Raw genomic sequence first — 20,766 nt, 5'->3', positions numbered from 1 at the left:
CCACCGGAACTCCACCGTCCCCATCGGCATCTCCTTTTATCCGCCGGAGGAACCACCATGACCGCACGCTCCACCCGTCGTACGACCGCCGCGCAGTCCCGGCTAGCAGCGGTCGGTGCGATCGCGGTCGCAGGCGCCCTGCTCCTCACCGGATGCGGCGACCAGACCGAGAAGAGCGACTCCGGCAGCGACAACCAGTCCGCCGCGGGCGCCCCGCTGGCGGACAAGCTGCCCCAGTCCATCCGTGACAAGGGCGTCGTCAAGGTCGGCTCCGACATCGCCTACGCCCCGGTCGAGTTCAAGGACGACTCCGGCAAGACGGTCGGCATCGACCCCGATCTCGCGGACGCGATGGGCAAGCAGCTCGGGGTGAGGTTCGAGTTCGAGAACGGCACCTTCGACACCCTGATCACCGGTCTGCGCTCCAAGCGCTACGACATCGCCATGTCCGCGATGACCGACACCAAGGACCGGCAGGAGGGCATCGACTCCGACACCGGCAAGAAGGTCGGCCAGGGCGTCGACTTCGTGGACTACTTCACCGCCGGTGTCTCGATCTACACCAAGAAGGGCGACGACCAGGGCATCAAGACCTGGTCCGACCTGTGCGGCAAGAAGCTCGTGGTCCAGCGCGGCACGGTCTCCGAGGACCTCGCCAAGGCGGAGAACGAGAAGTGCCCGGCCGGCAAGAAGATCGCCATGGAGGCCTTCGACAACGACCAGCAGGCCCAGACCCGCCTGCGCGCGGGCGGCGCCGCCGCCGGCTCGTCCGACTTCCCGGTCGCGGCGTACGCGGTGAAGACCTCCGGTGGCGGCAACGACTTCCAGCTCGTCGGCGAGCAGGTCGAGGCGGCCCCGTACGGCATCGCGGTCGCGAAGGACAACGCGCAGCTGCGGGACGCCCTGAAGGCGGCGCTGGACGCGGTCATCGCCAACGGCGAGTACAAGAAGATCATGGACAAGTGGGGCGTGGCGGAAGGCGCCGTCACGGAAGCCACCATCAACGGCGGCAAGTGACCGCGCGGCGGGCACTGAAAGGCAACATCCGTGACTGTTGACATCGACAAGACGGCGGGCGGCCCGGCCGACACCCCGCCGGCCGGACCGGAAGCCATCAAGGCCATCCCGGTCCGGCACTACGGGCGGTACGTCTCCGCGGTCGTGGCGATCGCGCTGCTGGTCGCCGTGGTGTACGCGTTCTCCCAGGGCAAGATCAACTGGGGCGCGATCCCGGACTACTTCTTCGACGACCGCGTCCTGACCGGCATGGGCAAGACGCTGCTGATCACCGTCCTGGCGATGCTGATCGGCGTCGTCGGCGGCATCCTGCTGGCCGTGATGCGGCTGTCGAAGAACCCGGTGACCTCGTCCATCGCGTGGTTCTACATCTGGTTCTTCCGCGGCACGCCGGTACTGGTGCAGCTGGTCGTCTGGTTCAACCTGGGCCTGGTCTTCGAGTACATCAACCTCGGCCCGTTCTACCGCGACGAGTGGTCGGACTTCATGACGCCGTTCCTGACGGCGCTGCTCGGCCTCGGTCTGAACGAGGCCGCGTACATGGCGGAGATCTGCCGCGCGGGTCTGCTCGCGGTCGACGAGGGCCAGACCGAGGCGGCGCACGCGCTCGGCATGAGCCACACCAAGACGCTGCGCCGGATCGTGGTGCCGCAGGCGATGCGCGTGATCGTGCCGCCGACCGGCAACGAGGTCATCAACATGCTGAAGACGACCTCACTGGTGTCGGTCGTCCAGTACGCCGAGTTGTTCCGGGTCGCCCAGGACATCGGCCAGACCTCCGGCGCCCCGGCCGAGATGCTGTTCCTGGCCGCGGCCTGGTACCTGCTGCTGACCTCGGTCTTCAGCGTCGGCCAGTACTACCTGGAGCGGTACTACGCCCGCGGTTCCAGCCGCAGCCTGCCGGCCACCCCGATGCAGAAGATCAGGGCGAACCTGCTGTCCCTGTCGAACCGCTCCAAGACGACGGGAGGCGCGGCATGACCGCCATGGTGAAGGCCGAGGGCGTCCACAAGTCCTTCGGCGCGGTCGAGGTCCTCAAGGGCATCGACCTGGAGGTGGAGCAGGGCGAGGTGTTCTGCCTCATCGGCCCCTCGGGCTCGGGCAAGTCCACCTTCCTGCGCTGCATCAACCACCTGGAGAAGATCAACTCCGGGCGGCTGTACGTCGACGGCGAGCTGGTCGGCTACCGCCAGAAGGGCGACAAGCTCTACGAGCTGAAGGACAGCGAGGTCGCCGTCAAGCGCCGGGACATCGGCATGGTCTTCCAGCGCTTCAACCTGTTCCCGCACATGACGGCCGTCGAGAACGTCATGGAGGCACCGGTCCAGGTCAAGGGCGTCAGCCGGGCCCAGGCCCGGGACCGCGCGCGCCAGCTCCTGGAGCGGGTGGGCCTCGGTGACAAGGCCGGCAACTACCCCTCGCAGCTCTCCGGCGGCCAGCAGCAGCGCGTGGCCATCGCGCGGGCCCTGGCGATGGACCCGAAGCTGATGCTGTTCGACGAGCCCACCTCGGCCCTCGACCCGGAGCTGGTCGGTGACGTCCTCGACGTCATGCGCGACCTCGCCGAGTCCGGCATGACGATGGTCGTCGTCACCCACGAGATGGGCTTCGCCCGCGAGGTCGGCGACAGCCTGGTCTTCATGGACGACGGCGTGGTGGTCGAGTCGGGCAACCCGCGCGACGTCCTGACGGACCCGCAGCACGAACGGACGAAGGCGTTCCTGTCCAAGGTGCTCTGAGCGCACCGGACGACCGGAAGGGGGCGGTACGGATCTCCGTACCGCCCCCTCCGTCTGTCACGTCACCGGGTCACTTCAGCGCGAGCAGCAGCGTGTCCGACGGCGAGCACCACACCGGCCGCGCCTCGCCGAAGCCCTTCTCGCGCAGTACGCGCGCGTGCCATGCCGCCGAGGGCATGTCGCCGTCGGCGTGCTCGCCGTAGATCTCGAAACGGCGGGCGGTGGGTCCGGCGAGGACCGGGTCGTCGGCGGCGAGCTGCCACCACTCGGCCCAGTCGAGCGCGCCCCTGGCCTTGGCGGCGTCCATCTGCGCGTGCCGGTGGGCGCGCTCGGCCGCGTTGATCCGGGGCGTCGTGTCGTCGATCATGTGGTCCGCGTTCATGAAGACACCACCGTCGCGGACCAGCTCCGCGATCCGGCCGTAGAGGGCCGCGAGGGGTTCGGCGTGCAGCCAGTGCAGGGCCGTGGCGGTCAGTACGGCGTCGTAGGAGTCGTACGGCAGCTTCGCCGTCCAGTCGGGGTCCTTGAGGTCGGCGGTGACGAGGGAGACCCGGTCGTCGCCCGCGAAGGTGCCCTCGGCGATGGCGAGGAGGGCCGGGTCGAGGTCCACGCCGGTGCTGGTGGCCTCCGGGAAGCGGGCGAGCAGCCGGGCCGTGATGGTCCCGGTGCCGCAGGCGAGGTCGAGGACGCGCGGCGCGGGGCCGACCAGGGCCTCGACCATGTCCAGCATGACCCGGAAGCGGTCCTCCCGGTCGGGCATGTACCACTCCTGCTGCCGGTCCCAGCTCTGCTGCCAGGCCTGCCAGTCGGCTGCGGGCGTGATCGTGGTGGCGATGTCCGCGTCCGTCATCGAGCCCCTCCCTCGCGTGTGTCACGTAATACCCTGGATGCACGATCAGCTCTTACCTGACCGCAGGCACGACCCTAGAGCCCCTCCGTAAGGACTACAAGTGGAACTGGCCTATTACTCGGACTACGCCGTCCGTCTCGTCAACACCGAGGAGCCGGCCCGGGGACAGGACTCCCTCACCTCGGTCGAGGCCGTCCGGGAGCTCTTCGGCACCAACCAGTCGGCGGCCCGGCGTGCCACGGACAGCGACGTGACCCGGTTCCGCTCGGTGCGGGGGCGGCTGCGCGCGGTCTTCGAGGCGGCCGACGGCGGCGACGAGACCCTCGCCGTGGACCTCCTGAACTCGCTGCTCCTGGAGTTCCCGGTGAGCCCGCAGATCTCCGGCCACGACCACCGCGACGACGACGGCAGCCCGCTGTGGCACATGCACCTGGCGGACCACCCCTCCAACGCGACCGCCGGTTTCGCCGCCATCGCGGCGATGGGCCTCGCCTTCCACCTCACCGAGTACGGCGTGGACCGCCTGGGCCTGTGCGAGGCGGCCCCCTGCCGCAACGCCTACCTGGACACCTCCACCAACCGCTCCCGGCGGTACTGCTCCGACCGCTGCGCCACCCGCGCCAACGTCGCGGCCTACCGGGCTCGCAAACGCCTGGAGGCGGACCGGTCGCCGAGCACCGGCCTGAGCGCGGTCAGCGCCCAGCGGGCCACGGCGAAGGGCGAACGCTGACCGGCCTTGAGCCGCCGGTAGCGCCACCGCACCCTGCCGAGCACGAGTTCCCCGGGGACCACCCCGTAGTCGGTGCTGTCCCCGCCCGCGAAGGCGTTGTCCCCGAGCACCCACCAGCCGGCCCCGCGCCGCTCGACGGCCCGCTTGACCACGAGCAGGTCCTGCTGGAAGGGGTGACGCAGCACGATCACGTCACCCGGCCGGACGCGCGCCCCCCAGTGCACGAGCAGCACGTCCCCGTGGTGCAGCGTGGGCACCATCGACGGCCCGGTCACCTCGGCCGGGCCGAACGGCAACGTCCCTCTCGGACGCTCGTGCTCCTGCGACGACTCCGGCATCACCCGGCACCTCCCCGGTCTTTCCTCCACCAGTCTCCGTCTCACCCCGGACTTTTGTCCTAAGCCCACGGGGGCACCCGCGAAAACGGGTCTCGCAGGGAGTAATGTCCCCCCTGAGAAGACGATCACGAGGAAGGAACGCTTCATGCTTTCCCGCCTGTTTGCCCCCAAGGTCACGGTCAGCGCCCACTGCGACCTGCCCTGCGGCGTGTACGACCCTGCCCAGGCCCGCATCGAGGCGGAGTCGGTGAAGGCCGTGCAGGAGAAGATGGCCGGTAACGACGACCCGCACTTCCAGACGCGTGCCACGGTCATCAAGGAGCAGCGCGCCGAGCTGGCGAAGCACCACGTCTCCGTGCTGTGGAGCGACTACTTCAAGCCCCCGCACTTCGAGAAGTACCCGGAGCTGCACCAGCTGGTCAACGACACCCTGAAGGCCCTGTCGGCCGCCAAGGCTTCGAAGGACCCGGCGACCGGGCAGAAGGCCCTGGACTACATCGCCCAGATCGACAAGATCTTCTGGGAGACCAAGAAGGCCTGATCCCGGATCAAGCCCTTCGACCCGCGATCGTTTCGGTCGTGGCGTCTGCCTTTCCGCACCCGGTCCGCAGACCGCCGAGCACGGCGGCCACGGTGGACCGGGTGCGGTTTCGTCTGCCCGGCCGCCCGTAAGCCGGAGGCCGCCCGTAAGCCGGGGGCCGCCTGGACGGCGGGTGCGGTGCGGTGCGGTCCGCCCGGCCGACCGCGCGCCGGGTGCCGCCTCGACGGCGGGTGCGGTCTTGGCCGCTCGTGCGCCGGGGTCGCCTGGGCGCGGGGTGGCCGCGGGGGCGCGATACGGCCCCGGGGGCGTTGCGTGGCCGCACGGGATGGGCACGCCCAGACGCAGCACGCGGCCATGCCGACCGCCGGCGCCGCCGCACCGGGCACGGACGGCACGGCGTTCGTCGCGGCGACGCCGGTCACCACCGCGATGAGCAGGAGGGTGTCCGCCGGGCCCCGGCCGGGCGGCAGCAACCACCGGGCCGCGACCACGATCCGCCCGGCGGTCAGGTCTCCGCAGGCGTCCTCGGCTCCCGCCACATCGGCCACATCCGGGGACCGTCCGGCAGCTCCAGCGCGCGTCCGGTGAACTCGAAGCCGAGACGTTCGTACAGGCCCCTGCCCCGGGCGCTGCTCGCCTCCAGGTAGGCGGGCAGCCCTTCACGGTCGCAGCGGTCCAGGACCGACTCGATGAGCGCGGTGCCCAGGCCCTCGCCCTGCCGGTGCGGGACCACACCGATCATCCACAGGTACTCGTGGGCCCGGTCCGACGGATGGATGCCCTCGGTCAGCCGGGCTATCAGTTCGACGCGTTCGTTCCCCGGGTCGACGGCCTCGCGTACCTGGGCGGGGCCGTCACCGTCACCGGCTGCGCCACCGGAGTGCTCGCTCGCGGGCACCGGCAGCCACAGGGCGCAGGCCGCACCGTCATCGGTGAGGTCGATACGCCCCTCGGCGAGCACGGCATCGGTGAAGGCGGCCATGAGCCGGTGGTGGGTCCGGCGACGATGTGCCGCGTCGGGAAAGACCCAGCTGCTCACGGGATCGTCCTGGAATGCCTCGTCCAGCAGCCGGACGATCCGCTCCCGGTCGCCCTTCCCCGCCGTCCGGATCGCCACGCCCATGTCCCGCCGCCCTCTCGTCCCAACCTCGCTCGTGTGTACGGCGGTTGAGCCTATCGGGCGGGGCCGGCGGCGGACCGTCGGCCTGGAGCGGGCCGGCCGCTCGACGAAGGTGGCGGGCCCCGCACACCGTGGGGAAGTGCGGGACCCGCCGGACCGGAGCCCTCGGCGGTGCGGCCGTACGTCGGTCAGGTGCCGTACGGCCCTGGACGGGCTCCGGGGTCTTGCGTGGTCACCGGGCTGCTCGACGGCCCGCCCGGGCCGACCGAGGTGGCGCGGCGACGGTCAGGTGCTGCGCCGGGTCACGAACTCGGCCAGCGCGAGCAGTCCGCCCGCCGCCTGCGGGTCGGGCACGGCGCGGGCCAGTTCCTGCATCGCCCTCGCCATGTGGTCGGCCGCCTGGGCCTGCGCCCAGTCCCGGCCGCCCGCCCGCTCCACGGCCAGTGCGGTGCGCTCCAGATCCTCCTTGTCCTCCTCGTACGGCTTCGCGTAGAGCTCGGCGAGTGCGGCGGCCGCCGGGGTGCCCGAGGTGAGGGCGGCGACGACGGGCAACGACTTCTTGCGGGAGGCGAGGTCCGCCCCGGCCGGCTTGCCGGTGTGCTGCGGGTCGCCCCATATGCCGATGACGTCGTCGATGAGCTGGAAGGCCAGCCCGGCCTCCCGGCCGAAGCGGTCCAAAGCCTCGACGTCCTCGTCCGCGGCGCCGGCGTACAGCGCGCCGAGGGCGCAGGCACAGCCCAGCAGGGCGCCCGTCTTGGCCTCGGCCATGGCGAGCGTCTCCTCCAGGGAGACCTCGCCCGGCGCGCGCCGTTCCATGGCCGTGTCCGTGTGCTGGCCCTCGCACAACTCCATGACGCAGTCGCCGAGCCGGGCGGCCGCCGCGGCGGAGGCCGGGTGCGGATCCGCCGCGAGCATCCGCAGGGCCAGTGCGTGCAGGGCGTCCCCCGCGAGGATCGCGTCGGCGTCGCCGTACACGGTCCACGCGGTCGGCCGGTGGCGCCGGGTGACGTCCCGGTCCATCACGTCGTCGTGGAGCAGGGTGAAGTTGTGGGCCAGTTCGACCGCGGCCGCGGCCCGCACCGCCGCCGCCCGGGCCTCGGGTCCGCCGAGGGCGGCGGCCGAGGTGAGGACGAGCGCGGGCCGGATCGCCTTGCCCGCGTTACCGGCCGCGGGGCTGCCGTCCGCGTGCTGCCATCCGAAGTGGTAGAGCGCGGTGCGGCGCATCGCGGCGGGCAAGGACGCGAGGGCGGACCGCAGTTCGGGGTCGACCGACGCCCGCGAATCCCGCAGGAGCGCCGCCGCCTCGTGCCCCTCGTGCGACGCCTCCTCCCCCCGCCCGTCGGAGGGCGTCTCCGGTGCCTTCTCCCGTTGTGCGCCGATGACCCCGTGCCTTTCCAGCGTGCCGGTGGGCCGAAGCGGGTCGGTGACGCCGAGCGGAGCCTCCGTCATGGACTCACCTCCCCCATCCGTCCACCTGCGTACCCCCGGGGTGTACCCGCCCGGGAGGGCGGGGACACAGCGTTCGGGAGACTGGCGTCACTGCCAGCGGCCGATCTCGACGTTCTCCAGGACTCCGAGCGCGTCCGGGACGAGGACCGCGGCCGAGTAGTAGGCCGTGACCAGGTACTTGATGATGGCCTGTTCGTTGATGCCCATGAAACGCACCGACAGACTCGGCTCGATCTCGTCCGGGATCCCGGTGGCCCGCAGACCGATGACGCCCTGGTCCTGCTCCCCGGTACGCATCGCGATGATCGACGTCGTACGGGCCTCGGTGACCGGGATCTTGTTGCACGGGTAGATCGGCACCCCGCGCCAGGTCGGGATGCGGTTGCCCGCGATGTCGATCGTCTCGGGGACGAGTCCGCGCCTGTTGAGCTCACGGCCGATCGCGGCGATGGCGCGCGGGTGGGCGAGGAGCAGCTTCGTACCGCGCCGGCGGCTCAGCAGCTCGTCCAGGTCGTCCGGGCCGGGCACCCCGTCGTGCGGCTGGATCCGCTGGTCGTACTCGCAGTTGTGCAGCAGTCCGAACTCGCGGTTGTTGACCAGCTCGTGCTCCTGACGCTCCTTCAGCGCCTCGACGGTCAGGCGGATCTGCTGTTCCGTCTGGTTCATCGGCTGGTTGTAGAGGTCGGCGACGCGCGAGTGGATGCGCAGCACGGTCTGGGCGACACTCAGTTCGTACTCACGGGGACGGGCCTCGTAGTCGACGAAGGTGTGCGGGATGTCGGGCTCGCCGCTGTGGCCGGCGGAGAGGTCGATCGCCTTCTCGCCGTGCCGGTTGGTGGGCTGGTCGGGGATCGACCGCCGCTCCTCCAGGTGCGTCCGCAGGGAGTCGGAACGCTCCGATACCTGGTCCACCTCCTGACGGGGCAGCACGAGCACCGTGCAGGCGGTGACCGTCCGGGCGGTGTACTCCCAGATGGCGTCCGCGTCGAGCAGTGCCTCGTCGCCGAAGTAGGCGCCGTCGGCGAGGACGCCGAGCACCGCGTCGTCGCCGTAGGGGCCGCTGCCGAGCTTCTCCACCTTGCCGTGCGCCAGCAGGTAGACCTCGTCGGCCCGGCCGCCGAAGGAGGCGATCACCTCACCGGGGCCGAACTCCCTCTGCTCACAGCGCTGCGCCAGCTCCGAGAGGACCTCCTCGTCCTCGTACGAGCGCAGGGCCGGCAACTCGCCCAGCTCCGCCGGGATGACCTCGACGCGGTCGCCGGTCTTCACGAACGTCACCCTGCCGTCGCCGACGGCGAAGGTCATACGCCGGTTCACCCGGTACGTACCGCCCTGGATGTCCACCCAGGGGAGGGTCCGCAGCAGCCAGCGCGAGCTGATCTCCTGCATCTGAGGAACGGACTTGGTCGTGGTGGCCAGGTTCCGCGCGGCCGCCGTGCCGAGGCTCTGCTGCGGCCTGGTCTGCTCGGTGCGGACCTCTTCGCCTACCGACATAAGGAATTGCCCTCCCGGTCATGCCGGACGGCTGCGCCCGGCATCGATGTGCGGGTACCAGCCTTGCTCACGGAGCGTGCTGATGCTATTACCCGAAAGAGCGGGAATGGATCACCGGAGACCAGGGCAGATAGGGGCGCTTGTTCGGCCTCTCGGTCTCTTGTCCGGCCCTGCCCAAGGCCGTTCACCGGAACGAGATTGTCCGAATCTCGCCGCTCGTGGACCGAACAAGTACTAGGGAGCGCTCCGTTTCGGTACAAGCACCGTAGGAGGCGAGCGCGCCGGGCGGTCGTCGCGCAGAGTGAAGGAGCCGAGCGTGGCCTCACCCATGTCCGCGAGCAGTTTCGTCAAGGCGCTCAAGGCGGAGGGACTCACCGTCGTCGAGGTCGGCGACTGGCGGGACCACAACCGCAACCACAAGGGGCCCTGGGGGCCCGTGCACGGCGTGATGATCCACCACACGGTCACCAGGGGCAGCGCGCGGACGGTGGACATCTGCCGCAAGGGCTACGCGGGCCTGCCGGGGCCGCTGTGCCACGGGGTGATCACCAAGGACGGCAGGGTCCACCTGGTCGGGTACGGCAGGGCCAACCACGCGGGGCTCGGCGACGACGACGTCCTGCGCGCGGTGATCGCGGAGCGGGGACTGCCGGGCGACAACGAGGCGAACACCGACGGCAACCGGCACTTCTACGGGTTCGAGTGCGAGAACATGGGCGACGGCGAGGACCCCTGGCCCGCGGCGCAGCTGGAGGCGATCGAGCGGGCCGCCGCCGCGGTCTGCCGCCACCACGGGTGGAACGAGCGATCCGTCATCGGCCACCTCGAATGGCAGCCGGGCAAGGTGGACCCGAGGGGCTTCACCATGGCGTCGATGCGCAACCGGATCGGCGACCGGCTGAGGTGACGTGCCCGCCGTCGCGCGGCGGCGCGACAATGACGGGGTGACCGGCACCGACACCAGCGACCTCGCCGCCCTGCGGCCCCGTCTGCCCTCCCCTCTCCAGGAGGTCGTCGACGGGCGGTTCGAGCGGCTCGGTGTCCGGCTGCTCCTCAAGCGGGACGACCTGATCCACCCCGAGCTGGTTGGCAACAAATGGCGCAAACTGGCACCGAATCTCGCCATGGCGGCGGATCGCACGGTCGTCACGTTCGGCGGCGCCTACTCGAACCACCTGCGGGCGACGGCCGCCGCCGGCCGGCTGCTCGGGCTGTCCACGGTGGGCGTGGTACGCGGCCAGGAACTGGCCGACCGGCCGCTCAACCCCTCGCTGGCCCGGTGCGCGGCCGACGGCATGCGGCTGCACTTCGTCGACCGTACGACCTACCGCCGCGCATCGGAGCCGGAGACCCTGGACGCCCTGCTGCGCGCGGTGGGCGCCGAGGACGCGGTCGTCGTGCCCGAGGGCGGCAGCAACGCGGAGGCGGTCCGCGGCTGCCGGGCCCTCGGCGAGGAACTGGGCGAGCACGCCGACGTGGCCGCCCTCGCCTGCGGCACCGGCGGCACGCTCGCCGGGCTGGCGGCCGGCCTGCCCCCGGGGAGACGGGCGCTCGGGATATCCGTCCTGAAGGGCGGCTTCCTCACCGACGACGTAAGGCGCCTCCAGACGCGCGCCTTCGGCGGGGTCCGGGGCGCATGGAGCGTCGACGACCGCTTCCACTGCGGCGGCTACGCCCGCACCACCCCCGGGCTCGACTCCTTCGCCGAGGACTTCGAGCACCGTCACGGCCTCCCCGTGGAGCGCGTCTACGTGGCCAAGATGCTGCATGCCCTGCTCGCCCTCACCGAGGAGGGGGCCTTCGCCCGCGGGACCACCCTGGCGGCGGTCGTCACCGGCCGCCCCTTCCCCTGAGCCGGCCGGCGTGAGGCACCGGCGGCGCCCACCGCCCGCGGACCGTCCCGGCCGAACGGCCCGCGCCGTGCCGGTCCGTGCTACGTCGCCTCCCGGTACGCCGCCGCCTCCTCCAGGTCCAGTCGACGCAGCAGGGTCCGGAGCATCTCGTCGTCGATGTAGCGGCCGTCGCGCAGCCGGACGAACACCTCGCGTTCGGCGCCGATCATCTCCCGGGACAGGCGCCGGTAGGTGTCGTCCACGCTCTCCCCGGTGACCGGGTTGGCCTGCCCGAGCCGCTCCCAGACGGCGTTGCGGCGGCGCTCCAGGACCGTGCGCAGACGGTCCGCGAGGGGGGCCGGCAGGGCGTTGCGCTCGTCCGCGAGCAGTTCCTCCAGGCGCTGCTGGGCGGCACGGGAGGCCTGGGCCTGGGCGTTCGCCTCGGCCAGCGTCTCGGCCTGTACGTCCTGCGCGGGGAATTTCAGCAGGCGGATCAGCGGCGGCAGGCTGACGCCCTGGACGACCAGGGTGCCGATGACCGTGGTGAAGGTGAGGAACAGGATCAGGTTGCGCTCGGGGAACGGCTCGCCGCCGTGCACGGTGAGCGGGATGGAGAAGGCGATCGCCAGGGAGACGACCCCGCGCATCCCCGCCCAGCTGATCACGAACGGGCCCTTCCACGACAGGTCCCCCTCGCGCGCGCGGACGCGTGCCGACAGCCTCGGCAGGAAGGTCGCGGGGTAGACCCAGACGAAGCGGGCGGCGGCGACCACCAGGAAGACGGCGACCGCGTACCAGGCGGCGTCGACACCCTCGTACTCCCCGAGTCCCTTGAGCACTACGGGGAGCTGGAGCCCGATCAGGGCGAACACGGCCGACTCCAGGACGAAGGCCACCATCTTCCACACCGCCTCCTCCTGGAGACGGGTGGCGAAATCGACCTCCCACGCGCGGTGCCCGAGGAAGAGCGCGACGACCACCACCGCGAGCACCCCGGACGCGTGCACCTGCTCCGCCACCGCGTAGGCGAAGAACGGGACGAGCAGGGAGAGCGTGTTCTGCAGGAGCGCCTCCTTCAGATGCGTGCGCAGCCAGTGGATCGGCACCATCAGCACCAGGCCCACGCCCACACCGCCCACCGCCGCGATCAGGAACTCCCCGATCCCGCCGGCCCAGGTCGCCCCCTCGCCCACGGCCGCCGCGAGCGCCACCTTGAAGGCGGTGATCGCGGTGGCGTCGTTCACCAGGGACTCGCCCTGGAGGATCGTCGTGATCCGGGACGGCAGACCCACCCGGCGGGCGACCGCCGTGGCGGCGACGGCGTCCGGCGGCGCCACCACCGCGCCGAGGACCAGGGCTGCGGTCAGCGGCAGGCCCGGCACGATCAGGTACGCGGCGCAGCCGACGACGAAGGTCGCGAAGAGCACGTAGCCGACGGAGAGCAGCGCCACGGGCCGCACCTGGGCCCGCAGGTCCAGATAGGAGCTGTCGGTGGCCGCCGTGTGGAGCAGCGGCGGCAGCAGCAGGGGCAGGACGATGTGCGGGTCGAGGGTGTAGTCGGGCACCCCGGGGACGTAGCTCACCGCCAGGCCCGCCGCGACCAGCAGCAGGGGCGCGGGCACCGGCACCCGTCGCCCCGCCGCCGCGATCGCGGCACTGCCCGCGACCAGCAACAGCAGCGGCATCACGTCCATCGTCCTCGCCCGCCCTCTTCTTCCGCGCGGTCATCCGCACACCCGTCGTAACCTGGCAATCATGAAACAGTGCACGCACGCCGACGCGCTGCCGCACCCGGAACCGGAGCCGCGCAGCCAGACCTGTCCGGAGTGCCTGGCGGAGGGCACGGACCCGGTGCAGCTCCGCCTGTGCCTCGACTGCGGGCACGTCGGCTGCTGCGACTCCTCGCCGAGGCAGCACGCCACGGCGCATCACCGCGAGACCGGTCACCCGGTCATGCGCACCTTCGAACCGGGCGAGAACTGGCGTTGGTGCTTCGTAGATCACGTCCTCGTGTGACCTCGGCCGGGGACGGTTCGACCGTCTGAGGCCTGGGTACGTCAACCCGGCGCGCGCTCTTCCGATTTGAGCCCCCCGAACCTCTAGCCACTGTGCGTGTTCATGTGTTTACTATGAGTGACAGTGCGGGGTTGGGGTCTCGGGGACAGGAAAGTTCGGAGCGCGATAACGTCACCGCTGAACCACGCATCGCGTTGCCCCGGGGTCGATCCTCGGCCCTGTAACGCTTGTACCACCTTGGAGGTGAGGGTGTCCCAGATCGCAGGCGAGCCCGCGACCCAGGACTTCGTCGAAGTCCGGCTGCCGGCCGCGGGTGCCTACCTGTCGGTGCTGCGTACGGCGACGGCCGGCCTCGCAGCCCGTTTGGACTTCACCCTCGACGAGATCGAGGACCTGCGCATCGCAGTCGACGAGGCCTGCGCGATCCTGCTTCAGCAGGCCGTGCCCGGCTCGGTGCTCAGCTGTGTCTTCCGCCTGGTCGACGACTCGCTCGAGGTCACCGTCTCGGCACCGACCACGGACGGCCACGCACCCTCGCGGGACACCTTCGCGTGGACCGTGCTGTCCGCCCTGGCGGGCAAGGTCTCCTCCGCCGTGGACGAGGACAGAACCGTTTCGATCAGCCTCTACAAACAGCGCGGCGCGGGACCCGGGCCGACGTGAGGGACGGGGACGGGCCGGTGCGGGACGAGAACGGCACACGGGAGCTGCCGGCCGAGGGCGCTCGTTCTGAGAACGAGAACCGACGCATGGCGGACGGCATCGACGGCATCGACGGCATCCCCGAGCAGGCCCGGCCGCATCCGGAGGACGAGGCCTCCCCGGGGGTCGTCGTCCCGGGCGACGGGCCGCGGACCGGGGAGACCCCCGTCCGGCCCGTCCGAGCGGAGGCGAGGGCTCGGGAAAGGGCAACGGGCGGGACGATGAGCGAGCACGAGCGACACACCGAGGACGACGCGCCCGGTGCACGGGGCACGCAGGGCACGCGGCACGACCCGCAGGACCGCAGCGGGGCGCGCCTCCTGTTCGCCGAGCTGCGCACCCTGGAGAAGGACAGCCCCGCCTACGCGGAGCTGCGCAACCGGCTGGTCCGCATGCACCTGCCGCTCGTGGAGCACCTCGCGCGCCGCTTCCGCAACCGCGGCGAGCCGCTGGACGACCTCACCCAGGTCGCGACCATCGGACTGATCAAGTCGGTCGACCGCTTCGACCCGGACCGCGGTGTGGAGTTCTCCACGTACGCGACCCCGACGGTCGTCGGCGAGATCAAGCGGCACTTCCGGGACAAGGGCTGGGCGGTGCGGGTCCCGCGCCGGCTCCAGGAGCTGCGGCTGGCCCTGACCACGGCCACGGCGGAGCTCTCGCAACTGCACGGACGCTCCCCCACGGTCCACGAACTCGCCGAGAAGCTGTCGATCTCGGAGGAGGAGGTCCTGGAAGGCCTGGAGTCGGCCAACGCGTACTCCACGCTGTCCCTGGACGTCCCGGACACCGACGACGAGTCCCCGGCGGTCGCGGACACCCTGGGCGCGGAGGACGAGGCCCTGGAGGGCGTCGAGTACCGGGAGTCGCTCAAACCGCTGCTGGAGGACCTGCCGCCGCGGGAGAAACGCATCCTGCTGCTGCGCTTCTTCGGCAACATGACCCAGTCGCAGATCGCGCAGGAGGTCGGCATCTCGCAGATGCACGTCTCGCGGCTGCTGGCCCGCACGCTGGCGCAGCTGCGGGAGAAGCTGCTGGTCGAGGAGTAGCCGGCCGCGAGGACGGACCACCGGGCGCCGGACGCGCCCGGACACCGCCGGGCGGGACGGCCTACTTCTCCGCGCCGCCGGGCCCCCGGATCCCGAGGGCCTGGGTGGTCGTGGGGTTCACGAGCAGCACCAGCGCCGTGACGGCGACGACACCGAGCACGATGCCCGCCGGGATGGCCACGCTGTCGGCCTGCAGCAGGTTGTAGGCCACGGGCAGCGCCATGATCTGCGTGATGACGGCGGGCCCCCGGCTCCAGCCCCGCCGGGCGATCAGCCCGCGGGCGGCGAGCAGCGGCAGCAGGGCGAGGACGATCAGGGTGACGCCGCCGGTGAGGGCCGACGTCCGGTCGTCGGGGTGGCCCGTGAGACCGCCCACCAGCATCCAGGCACCACCGACGACGAGTGCCAGACCCTCGAGTGCGGCGAGCGCCGCCGCGGCGGTCAGCCGACCGGGTCGGGGACCGGGCTCTTCGGCGGCTTGAGGGACGGTGGGGTTCTGCTCACTGCTCACCCTTGCAGGGTAGCCCCCGGCGCGCACGAACCCGCGGGCGCGTCCGGTGCGCCGCCCACGCCCGTGCGCCCCCCGATCCCCACCTCGGTTCTCCACCTCGGTCTGGGCCGGGTACCACCCAGTAGGTACCCTGCAAACCATGCGTGCACTTCTCGTGGTCAATCCGGCGGCAACCACCACGAGTGCGCGCACGCGCGACGTGCTCATCCACGCGCTCGCGAGCGAGATGAAGCTGGAGGCGGTCACCACCGAGTACCGCGGTCATGCGCGCGACCTCGGCCGGCAGGCGGCACAGAGCGACGACATCGAGCTGGTGGTCGCCCTCGGCGGCGACGGCACGGTGAACGAGGTCGTCAACGGCCTGCTGCACGCCGGCCCCGCCCCTCAGGACCTGCCCCGTCTCGCGGTGGTCCCCGGCGGCTCCACCAACGTCTTCGCCCGCGCCCTCGGCCTGCCCAACCACGCCGTGGAGGCCACCGGCGCCCTGCTGGACGCCCTGCGCGAGGGCAGCGAACGGACCGTCGGGCTGGGGCTCGCCTCGGGCACCCCGGGCTCGGAGGACGAGTCGGTACCGGCCCGCTGGTTCACCTTCAACGCCGGGCTGGGCTTCGACGCCGGCGTGGTCGGCCGGGTGGAGCAGCAGCGTGAGCGCGGCAGGAGATCGACCCACGCCCTCTATCTCCGCCAGGTGATGCGCGCGCTCATGGGGGAACCGCACCGCCGCAGCGGGACGATCACCCTGGAGCGGGCGGGCGAGGAGCCGATCAACGATCTCGTGGTCTCCATAGTCTCGAACACGTGCCCCTGGACGTTTCTCGGCAATCGCCCGATCTACGCGTCACCTAAGGCCTCGTTCGATACCGCGCTCGACGTCTTCGGACTCAGCCGCCTGTCCACGGGCGCGGTTGCCCGGTATGGGACCCAGTTGCTCACTTCGTCCCCCGAGCGGGGACCCCAGGGCCGGCACGCCGTCTCCCTGCACGATCTGACCGGGTTCACCTTGCATTCGAAGGTCCCGCTCCCCCTCCAGATGGACGGTGACCACCTGGGACTGCGGACCAGCGTGACGTTCACAGGCGTACGCCGTGCACTGCGTGTGATTGTGTGAGCAGAAGGGGCGAAAGTCCTTTCACTCGAACGTTTAGACCAGGGTCCACCCCATGGAAGTACGGCTGTGACCTAGTCGACACCGAAGAATCAAAAAAAACTTTCCGGAAGGGGTTGTATCCGCCGCTGAGGTTTGCGAGTCTCTTCTTGGCGATCGGGACGGCCCGCAACACCAGCCTCCACAGATCACCAGAACCCCTCTTCAGATCACAGGACCACGCAGGGCAACCTGACGGTAGGCCCTTCCCTTGTTGAGGGATTCGTGAAAGCGTTCACATTCACAAGCAACCTGCATGTAATACCAAGGAGAGGTAGCAGCCATGGACTGGCGTCACCGCGCCGTTTGCCGCGAGGAAGACCCCGAGCTCTTCTTCCCCATCGGCAACACCGGTCCCGCGCTGCTGCAGATCGAGGAAGCCAAGGCCGTCTGCCGTCGCTGCCCTGTCATGGAGCAGTGCCTGCAGTGGGCGCTCGAGTCCGGTCAGGACTCCGGCGTCTGGGGTGGTCTCAGCGAGGACGAGCGCCGCGCAATGAAGCGCCGTGCCGCCCGCAACCGGGCTCGTCAGGCCTCCGCCTGACCATCCACCCCTGCTGACAGCCTGAGCTTGGCGGCGCGTACAGCGAGTACGCAACCCCCGCTCCCGAGCCGCAGCGCGCAGTACCCCCGATGCGCATCGGACGATGCAACGCACGAGCACTGGCCTCGGACCTTCACCGGTCCGGGGCTTTTTGCTGTCCGGGCTGTGCCGTCAGGGGCCCGGTCCACCGGGCGCGGCGCCGCTACTTCGCTGCGGGCACCGGGATGTCGAGGATCACCCGGGTGCCGCGGTTCGGGGCCGGGACCATGTCGAAGGAGCCGCCCAGCTCACCCTCCACCAGGGTGCGGACGATCTGCAGGCCGAGGTTGCCGGAGCGGTGCGGGTCGAAGTGCTCGGGCAGGCCGACCCCGTCGTCCTGGACGGTGACCAGCAGCCGGGCCTCCTTCGTCGTACCGCCACGGACCGCGGAGACCTCGACCGTGCCGGTGTCGCCCTCGCGGAAGCCGTGCTCCAGGGCGTTCTGCAGCACCTCGGTGAGGACCATCGACAGCGGGGTCGCCACCTCGGCGTCCAGGATGCCGAAGCGTCCGGTGCGCCGGCCGGTGACCTTGCCCGGCGAGATCTCCGCCACCATCGCCAGCACACGGTCGGCGATCTCGTCGAACTCCACGCGCTCGTCCAGGTTCTGGGAGAGCGTCTCATGCACGATCGCGATCGATCCGACGCGGCGTACGGCCTCTTCGAGTGCCTCGCGTCCCCGGTCGGACTCGATACGCCGGGCCTGGAGGCGCAGCAGGGCCGCCACCGTCTGGAGGTTGTTCTTCACCCGGTGGTGGATCTCCCGGATGGTGGCGTCCTTGGTGATCAACTCGCGCTCGCGACGGCGCAGTTCCGTGACGTCGCGGAGGAGCACCAGCGAACCGATGCGCGTGCCCTTGGGCTTGAGGGGGATGGCACGGAACTGGATCACCCCGTCATGGGCCTCGATCTCGAACTCGCGGGGCGCCCAGCCGCTGGCCACCTTGGCGAGTGCCTCGTCCACGGGGCCGCGGGAGGGGGCCAGTTCGGCGGTGGTGCGGCCGAGGTGATGGCCGACCATGTCGGCGGCGAGGCCCATGCGGTGGTACGCCGACAGCGCGTTCGGCGAGGCGTACTGGACGATGCCGTCCCCGTCGACCCTGATCAGACCGTCGCCCACGCGAGGTGAGGCGTCCATGTCGACCTGCTGGTTCTCGAACGGGAAGGCACCGGCCGCGATCATCTGGGCGAGGTCGGAGGCGCTCTGGAGGTAGGTGAGCTCCAGACGGCTCGGCGTGCGCACGGTGAGCAGGTTGGTGTTGCGGGCGATGACGCCCAGGACGCGCCCCTGGCGCCGCACGGGGATGGACTCGACGCGGACCGGGACCTCCTCGCGCCACTCCGGGTCGCCCTCGCGCACGATCCGGCCCTCGTCCAGGGCGGCGTCCAGCATGGGGCGCCGGCCGCGCGGGACGAGGTGGCCGACCATGTCGTCCTGGTAGGAGGTCGGGCCGGTGTTCGGACGCATCTGGGCGACCGAGACGTAGCGCGTGCCGTCGCGGGTGGGCACCCACAGGACGAGGTCGGCGAAGGAGAGGTCGGAGAGGAGCTGCCACTCCGAGACCAGCAGGTGGAGCCACTCGAGGTCGGAGTCGTCGAGCGCGGTGTGCTGGCGTACGAGTTCGTTCATGGAGGGCACGTGGCTGAGCGTACCTGGCGGTACGGACAGCGCCCGAAACCAGACGGTTCGCACCGGCGGAGGGGCGGGATCGGACCCCGGAGACACCCGCGGGCCGCGGCGCCTGGGAGGGACCCTCAACCCTCCCGGCACCGCAGCCCGGAGCAACATCGGCCGCGGGGTGTGCGGTCCCGGTCGGCCGAAGGATGAGGAGCCGGGGCAGTCAGGGCAGAGAGCTCCGGTTCCTCGGTCCGCCCTCCTGTGCGGGGAAGGCGGAAGTCTGGCGATCACCTTGCGTGAGCGTCACGGCAAGTGCCACCTGTGGCCATTGTGGACTAGACCACTCACCGTGTCCATGCGATGAACGTCGTTTGTCGTTGTCGTGCTCCGCCGGGCGCGCGGTCACCCGAGTGCCCGGCAGAAGCCTAACCCTGTTGGCTCACACGCGGGGCCAGGCGGCCAGGGCAATTTCCACGAGTGCCTCCAGTTCCGCCCGGCTCGCGCCGTCGCGCGCCTGCTGGGACATGCCCTGGATCATCGCGCCGGTATAGCGGGCCAGGGTCGCGGCGTCGGTGGTCGATGGGAGCACACCCGCGTCCACGTCGGCGGCTATCCGGCTCTCGATGGCGGCGATGTTGGCGTTGCGCCGCTGCCGGAGGGACTCCTCGACCTCGGGCGTCGAGCAGTTGGCGGCCGCGTGGATGACGAGGCAGCCGTGCGGCCGGCCCGGCGCCGTGTACTCGACGGCGGCCTCGCGCAGCATCCGCTCCGTCCCCGCCCGCGCGGTCGGCTCCTCGTCGAGGGCGCGGGCGCCGAAGGAGCCGTAGCGCACGCCGTACTCCTGGACGACCTCCTCGAAGAGCGAGCGCTTGTCGCCGAAGGCGGCGTAGAGGCTCGGGGCGCCGATGTCCATGACCCGGGTGAGGTCGGAGACGGACGTGGCCTCGTAACCGTGTTCCCAGAAGGCCATCAGCGCCTTCTCCAGAGCCGTCGCCCGGTCGAAGGAACGGGGTCGGCCCCGGGTCCTGGCCCCGCCCCTCCCGGCCGACGCCCCCGCTTGTCCGCTCTTCTCGTCGCTCACCATGGAGTTCATTTTATAGCGAGCACTAGAAAATTGTCGCCGCGGTGTTGTACGGTCTTTTCTGTAGCGACCGCTAGGGAAATGCGAAGGGGGCGTCGTCATGGGCGTGCTTACCGGCAGGACGGCACTTGTCACGGGGGCGAGCAGGGGCATCGGGCGCGGCATCGCCGAGCGGCTGGGGCGGGACGGCGCCCGGGTCGCGGTGCACTACGGGAGGGACGAGACTGCGGCGAAGGGGACGGTCGCGGAGATCGAGGCGGCGGGCGGCTCGGCGTTCGCGATCCGGGCCGACTTGAGCGCCCCCGGGGCGGCCGAGGCCCTGTGGGAGGAGTTCGACCGGCACGCCGACGGGCTGGACGTCCTGGTGAACAACGCCGGCATCGGCAACACGCGCCCCATAGGGGAGATAGGGGAAGCGGAGTACGACGCGGTCTTCGCGGTCAACGTGAGGGCGCCGTTCTTCCTCCTCAAGCACGGCATGGGGCGGATTCGCGACGGCGGCCGGGTCATCAACATCTCCTCGGGGCTGGCCCGCACCGCCGTGATGCCGGACAACATGGCGTACGCGATGACGAAGGGAGCGCTGGACGTCTTCTCGCGCGACCTCTCCAAGGTGCTGGGCGCCCGCGGCATCACGGTGAACTCGGTGGCGCCCGGCATCATCGAGACCGACAACACGGCCGACCTGCTGCACGGGAGCGCGGACGGCTGGAAGCGGGCGGCGGCACTCTCCGCGCTGGGCGGGGTCGGCACGCCGGCCGAGGTGGCCGACGTGGTGGCGTTCCTCGCCTCGCATGAAGGACGGTGGGTCACGGGGAGCTGGGTGGACGCCACGGGGGGTTCGCTGACGTGAGGTCCGGGGCCGCCGTTTCACCGGCCGTTCGACGCGCTCGCGGGGTCCCGCTCTGTTAGATTGGTCTAAACCACATAGGGCCCCACACAGCCAGTCCCGGAC

Annotated in this window: 22 protein-coding genes; 13 read left to right on the top strand and 9 right to left on the bottom strand. The window is 71.0% G+C overall.

Annotation, left to right across the window (positions count from 1 at the left end; all coding sequences use genetic code 11):
* Positions 1-57 precede the first annotated feature (57 nt).
* Genes ACGF5T_RS03290 through ACGF5T_RS03280 form a run of 3 tightly spaced genes read left to right on the top strand, consistent with a single transcriptional unit; the run spans position 58 to position 2,756 of the window.
* Positions 58-1,017, top strand: coding sequence for an ABC transporter substrate-binding protein (locus ACGF5T_RS03290; RefSeq protein WP_356604482.1), 960 nt, complete (start codon positions 58-60; stop codon positions 1,015-1,017).
* A gap of 30 nt (positions 1,018-1,047) precedes the next feature.
* Positions 1,048-1,998 (top strand): amino acid ABC transporter permease, encoded by a 951-nt coding sequence (locus ACGF5T_RS03285; protein ID WP_366766131.1) that lies wholly within the window; start codon positions 1,048-1,050, stop codon positions 1,996-1,998.
* A complete protein-coding gene (locus ACGF5T_RS03280; protein WP_356604478.1) occupies positions 1,995-2,756 on the top strand; it encodes an amino acid ABC transporter ATP-binding protein in 762 nt (253 codons plus the stop codon). The genes ACGF5T_RS03285 and ACGF5T_RS03280 overlap by 4 nt, the downstream gene beginning before the upstream one ends.
* Before the next feature lie 70 nt (positions 2,757-2,826).
* Here the strand turns inward: ACGF5T_RS03280 and ACGF5T_RS03275 are convergent, their stop codons facing one another.
* The gene (locus tag ACGF5T_RS03275) at positions 2,827-3,606 is read right to left on the bottom strand and encodes a methyltransferase (RefSeq protein WP_366766130.1); all 780 of its coding nucleotides are present in this window, start codon (positions 3,604-3,606) and stop codon (positions 2,827-2,829) included.
* Positions 3,607-3,706: 100 nt separating this feature from the next.
* Between ACGF5T_RS03275 and ACGF5T_RS03270 the strand changes: the two genes are divergently transcribed.
* Positions 3,707-4,336: a CGNR zinc finger domain-containing protein gene (locus ACGF5T_RS03270; protein WP_356604474.1), complete on the top strand. Its 630-nt coding sequence runs from the start codon at positions 3,707-3,709 to the stop codon at positions 4,334-4,336.
* Here ACGF5T_RS03270 and sodX read toward each other — a convergent pair.
* Positions 4,240-4,674: a nickel-type superoxide dismutase maturation protease gene (sodX, locus tag ACGF5T_RS03265; RefSeq protein ID WP_356604472.1), complete on the bottom strand. Its 435-nt coding sequence runs from the start codon at positions 4,672-4,674 to the stop codon at positions 4,240-4,242. The two genes, ACGF5T_RS03270 and sodX, sit on opposite strands and share 97 nt — an antisense overlap.
* A gap of 145 nt (positions 4,675-4,819) precedes the next feature.
* Here sodX and sodN point away from each other — a divergent pair, with 145 nt between their 5' ends.
* On the top strand, positions 4,820-5,215 hold the full coding sequence (sodN, locus tag ACGF5T_RS03260) for a superoxide dismutase, Ni (protein ID WP_019326937.1): 396 nt from the start codon (positions 4,820-4,822) through the stop codon (positions 5,213-5,215).
* A gap of 505 nt (positions 5,216-5,720) precedes the next feature.
* On the opposite strand, the gene ACGF5T_RS03255 is transcribed toward sodN, so the two are convergent.
* The 3 genes from ACGF5T_RS03255 to ACGF5T_RS03245 all read right to left on the bottom strand — a co-directional run bounded on the left by ACGF5T_RS03255 (position 5,721) and on the right by ACGF5T_RS03245 (position 9,278).
* Positions 5,721-6,338 (bottom strand): GNAT family N-acetyltransferase, encoded by a 618-nt coding sequence (locus ACGF5T_RS03255; protein ID WP_366766129.1) that lies wholly within the window; start codon positions 6,336-6,338, stop codon positions 5,721-5,723.
* 282 nt (positions 6,339-6,620) lie between these two features.
* The gene (locus tag ACGF5T_RS03250; RefSeq protein ID WP_366766128.1) at positions 6,621-7,784 is read right to left on the bottom strand and encodes a family 2 encapsulin nanocompartment cargo protein polyprenyl transferase; all 1,164 of its coding nucleotides are present in this window, start codon (positions 7,782-7,784) and stop codon (positions 6,621-6,623) included.
* 87 nt (positions 7,785-7,871) lie between these two features.
* Positions 7,872-9,278 (bottom strand): family 2B encapsulin nanocompartment shell protein, encoded by a 1,407-nt coding sequence (locus ACGF5T_RS03245; protein ID WP_366766127.1) that lies wholly within the window; start codon positions 9,276-9,278, stop codon positions 7,872-7,874.
* Positions 9,279-9,606: 328 nt separating this feature from the next.
* Between ACGF5T_RS03245 and ACGF5T_RS03240 the strand changes: the two genes are divergently transcribed.
* Both ACGF5T_RS03240 and ACGF5T_RS03235 read left to right on the top strand, forming a co-directional pair.
* Positions 9,607-10,185, top strand: a complete 579-nt coding sequence (locus ACGF5T_RS03240; RefSeq protein ID WP_356604740.1) for an N-acetylmuramoyl-L-alanine amidase — start codon at positions 9,607-9,609, stop codon at positions 10,183-10,185.
* A gap of 37 nt (positions 10,186-10,222) precedes the next feature.
* Positions 10,223-11,131, top strand: a complete 909-nt coding sequence (locus tag ACGF5T_RS03235; protein ID WP_361017140.1) for a pyridoxal-phosphate dependent enzyme — start codon at positions 10,223-10,225, stop codon at positions 11,129-11,131.
* Between the two features lie 80 nt (positions 11,132-11,211).
* Here the strand turns inward: ACGF5T_RS03235 and ACGF5T_RS03230 are convergent, their stop codons facing one another.
* Positions 11,212-12,804, bottom strand: coding sequence for a Na+/H+ antiporter (locus ACGF5T_RS03230; RefSeq protein WP_366766126.1), 1,593 nt, complete (start codon positions 12,802-12,804; stop codon positions 11,212-11,214).
* 61 nt (positions 12,805-12,865) lie between these two features.
* Between ACGF5T_RS03230 and ACGF5T_RS03225 the strand changes: the two genes are divergently transcribed.
* From ACGF5T_RS03225 to ACGF5T_RS03215, 3 genes are all read left to right on the top strand, one after another.
* Positions 12,866-13,126, top strand: a complete 261-nt coding sequence (locus ACGF5T_RS03225) for a UBP-type zinc finger domain-containing protein (RefSeq protein ID WP_356604461.1) — start codon at positions 12,866-12,868, stop codon at positions 13,124-13,126.
* Between the two features lie 249 nt (positions 13,127-13,375).
* Positions 13,376-13,789, top strand: coding sequence for an anti-sigma regulatory factor (locus ACGF5T_RS03220; RefSeq protein WP_351995178.1), 414 nt, complete (start codon positions 13,376-13,378; stop codon positions 13,787-13,789).
* Positions 13,786-14,877 carry an RNA polymerase sigma factor SigF gene (locus tag ACGF5T_RS03215; RefSeq protein WP_392886689.1) on the top strand — a complete coding sequence of 364 codons (1,092 nt, stop codon included), beginning with the start codon at positions 13,786-13,788 and terminating at the stop codon, positions 14,875-14,877. Before ACGF5T_RS03220 ends, ACGF5T_RS03215 begins: the two co-directional genes overlap by 4 nt.
* A gap of 61 nt (positions 14,878-14,938) precedes the next feature.
* Here ACGF5T_RS03215 and ACGF5T_RS03210 read toward each other — a convergent pair whose 3' ends face one another.
* A complete protein-coding gene (locus tag ACGF5T_RS03210; RefSeq protein ID WP_356604459.1) occupies positions 14,939-15,388 on the bottom strand; it encodes a hypothetical protein in 450 nt (149 codons plus the stop codon).
* 139 nt (positions 15,389-15,527) lie between these two features.
* On the opposite strand from ACGF5T_RS03210, the gene ACGF5T_RS03205 reads away from it, so the two are divergent.
* Positions 15,528-16,496 carry a diacylglycerol kinase family protein gene (locus ACGF5T_RS03205; RefSeq protein WP_356604457.1) on the top strand — a complete coding sequence of 323 codons (969 nt, stop codon included), beginning with the start codon at positions 15,528-15,530 and terminating at the stop codon, positions 16,494-16,496.
* A gap of 319 nt (positions 16,497-16,815) precedes the next feature.
* Positions 16,816-17,073: a WhiB family transcriptional regulator gene (locus ACGF5T_RS03200; protein WP_003973730.1), complete on the top strand. Its 258-nt coding sequence runs from the start codon at positions 16,816-16,818 to the stop codon at positions 17,071-17,073.
* A 202-nt stretch (positions 17,074-17,275) separates the two neighbouring features.
* On the opposite strand, the gene ACGF5T_RS03195 is transcribed toward ACGF5T_RS03200, so the two are convergent.
* Entirely contained in the window at positions 17,276-18,751 is a 1,476-nt protein-coding gene (locus ACGF5T_RS03195; protein WP_356604455.1) for a PAS domain-containing sensor histidine kinase, read from the bottom strand.
* A 418-nt stretch (positions 18,752-19,169) separates the two neighbouring features.
* Entirely contained in the window at positions 19,170-19,814 is a 645-nt protein-coding gene (locus ACGF5T_RS03190; protein WP_356604453.1) for a TetR/AcrR family transcriptional regulator, read from the bottom strand.
* Positions 19,815-19,911: 97 nt separating this feature from the next.
* Here ACGF5T_RS03190 and ACGF5T_RS03185 point away from each other — a divergent pair, with 97 nt between their 5' ends.
* Entirely contained in the window at positions 19,912-20,664 is a 753-nt protein-coding gene (locus tag ACGF5T_RS03185; protein ID WP_366766125.1) for an SDR family oxidoreductase, read from the top strand.
* Positions 20,665-20,766 lie beyond the last annotated feature (102 nt).

This window comes from Streptomyces sp. NPDC047853, from assembly GCF_043204535.1.
Taxonomy (GTDB): domain Bacteria; phylum Actinomycetota; class Actinomycetes; order Streptomycetales; family Streptomycetaceae; genus Streptomyces.
The sequence above is the reverse complement of the archived record's forward strand: the minus strand, read 5'-3'. Positions and strand labels throughout refer to the sequence as shown.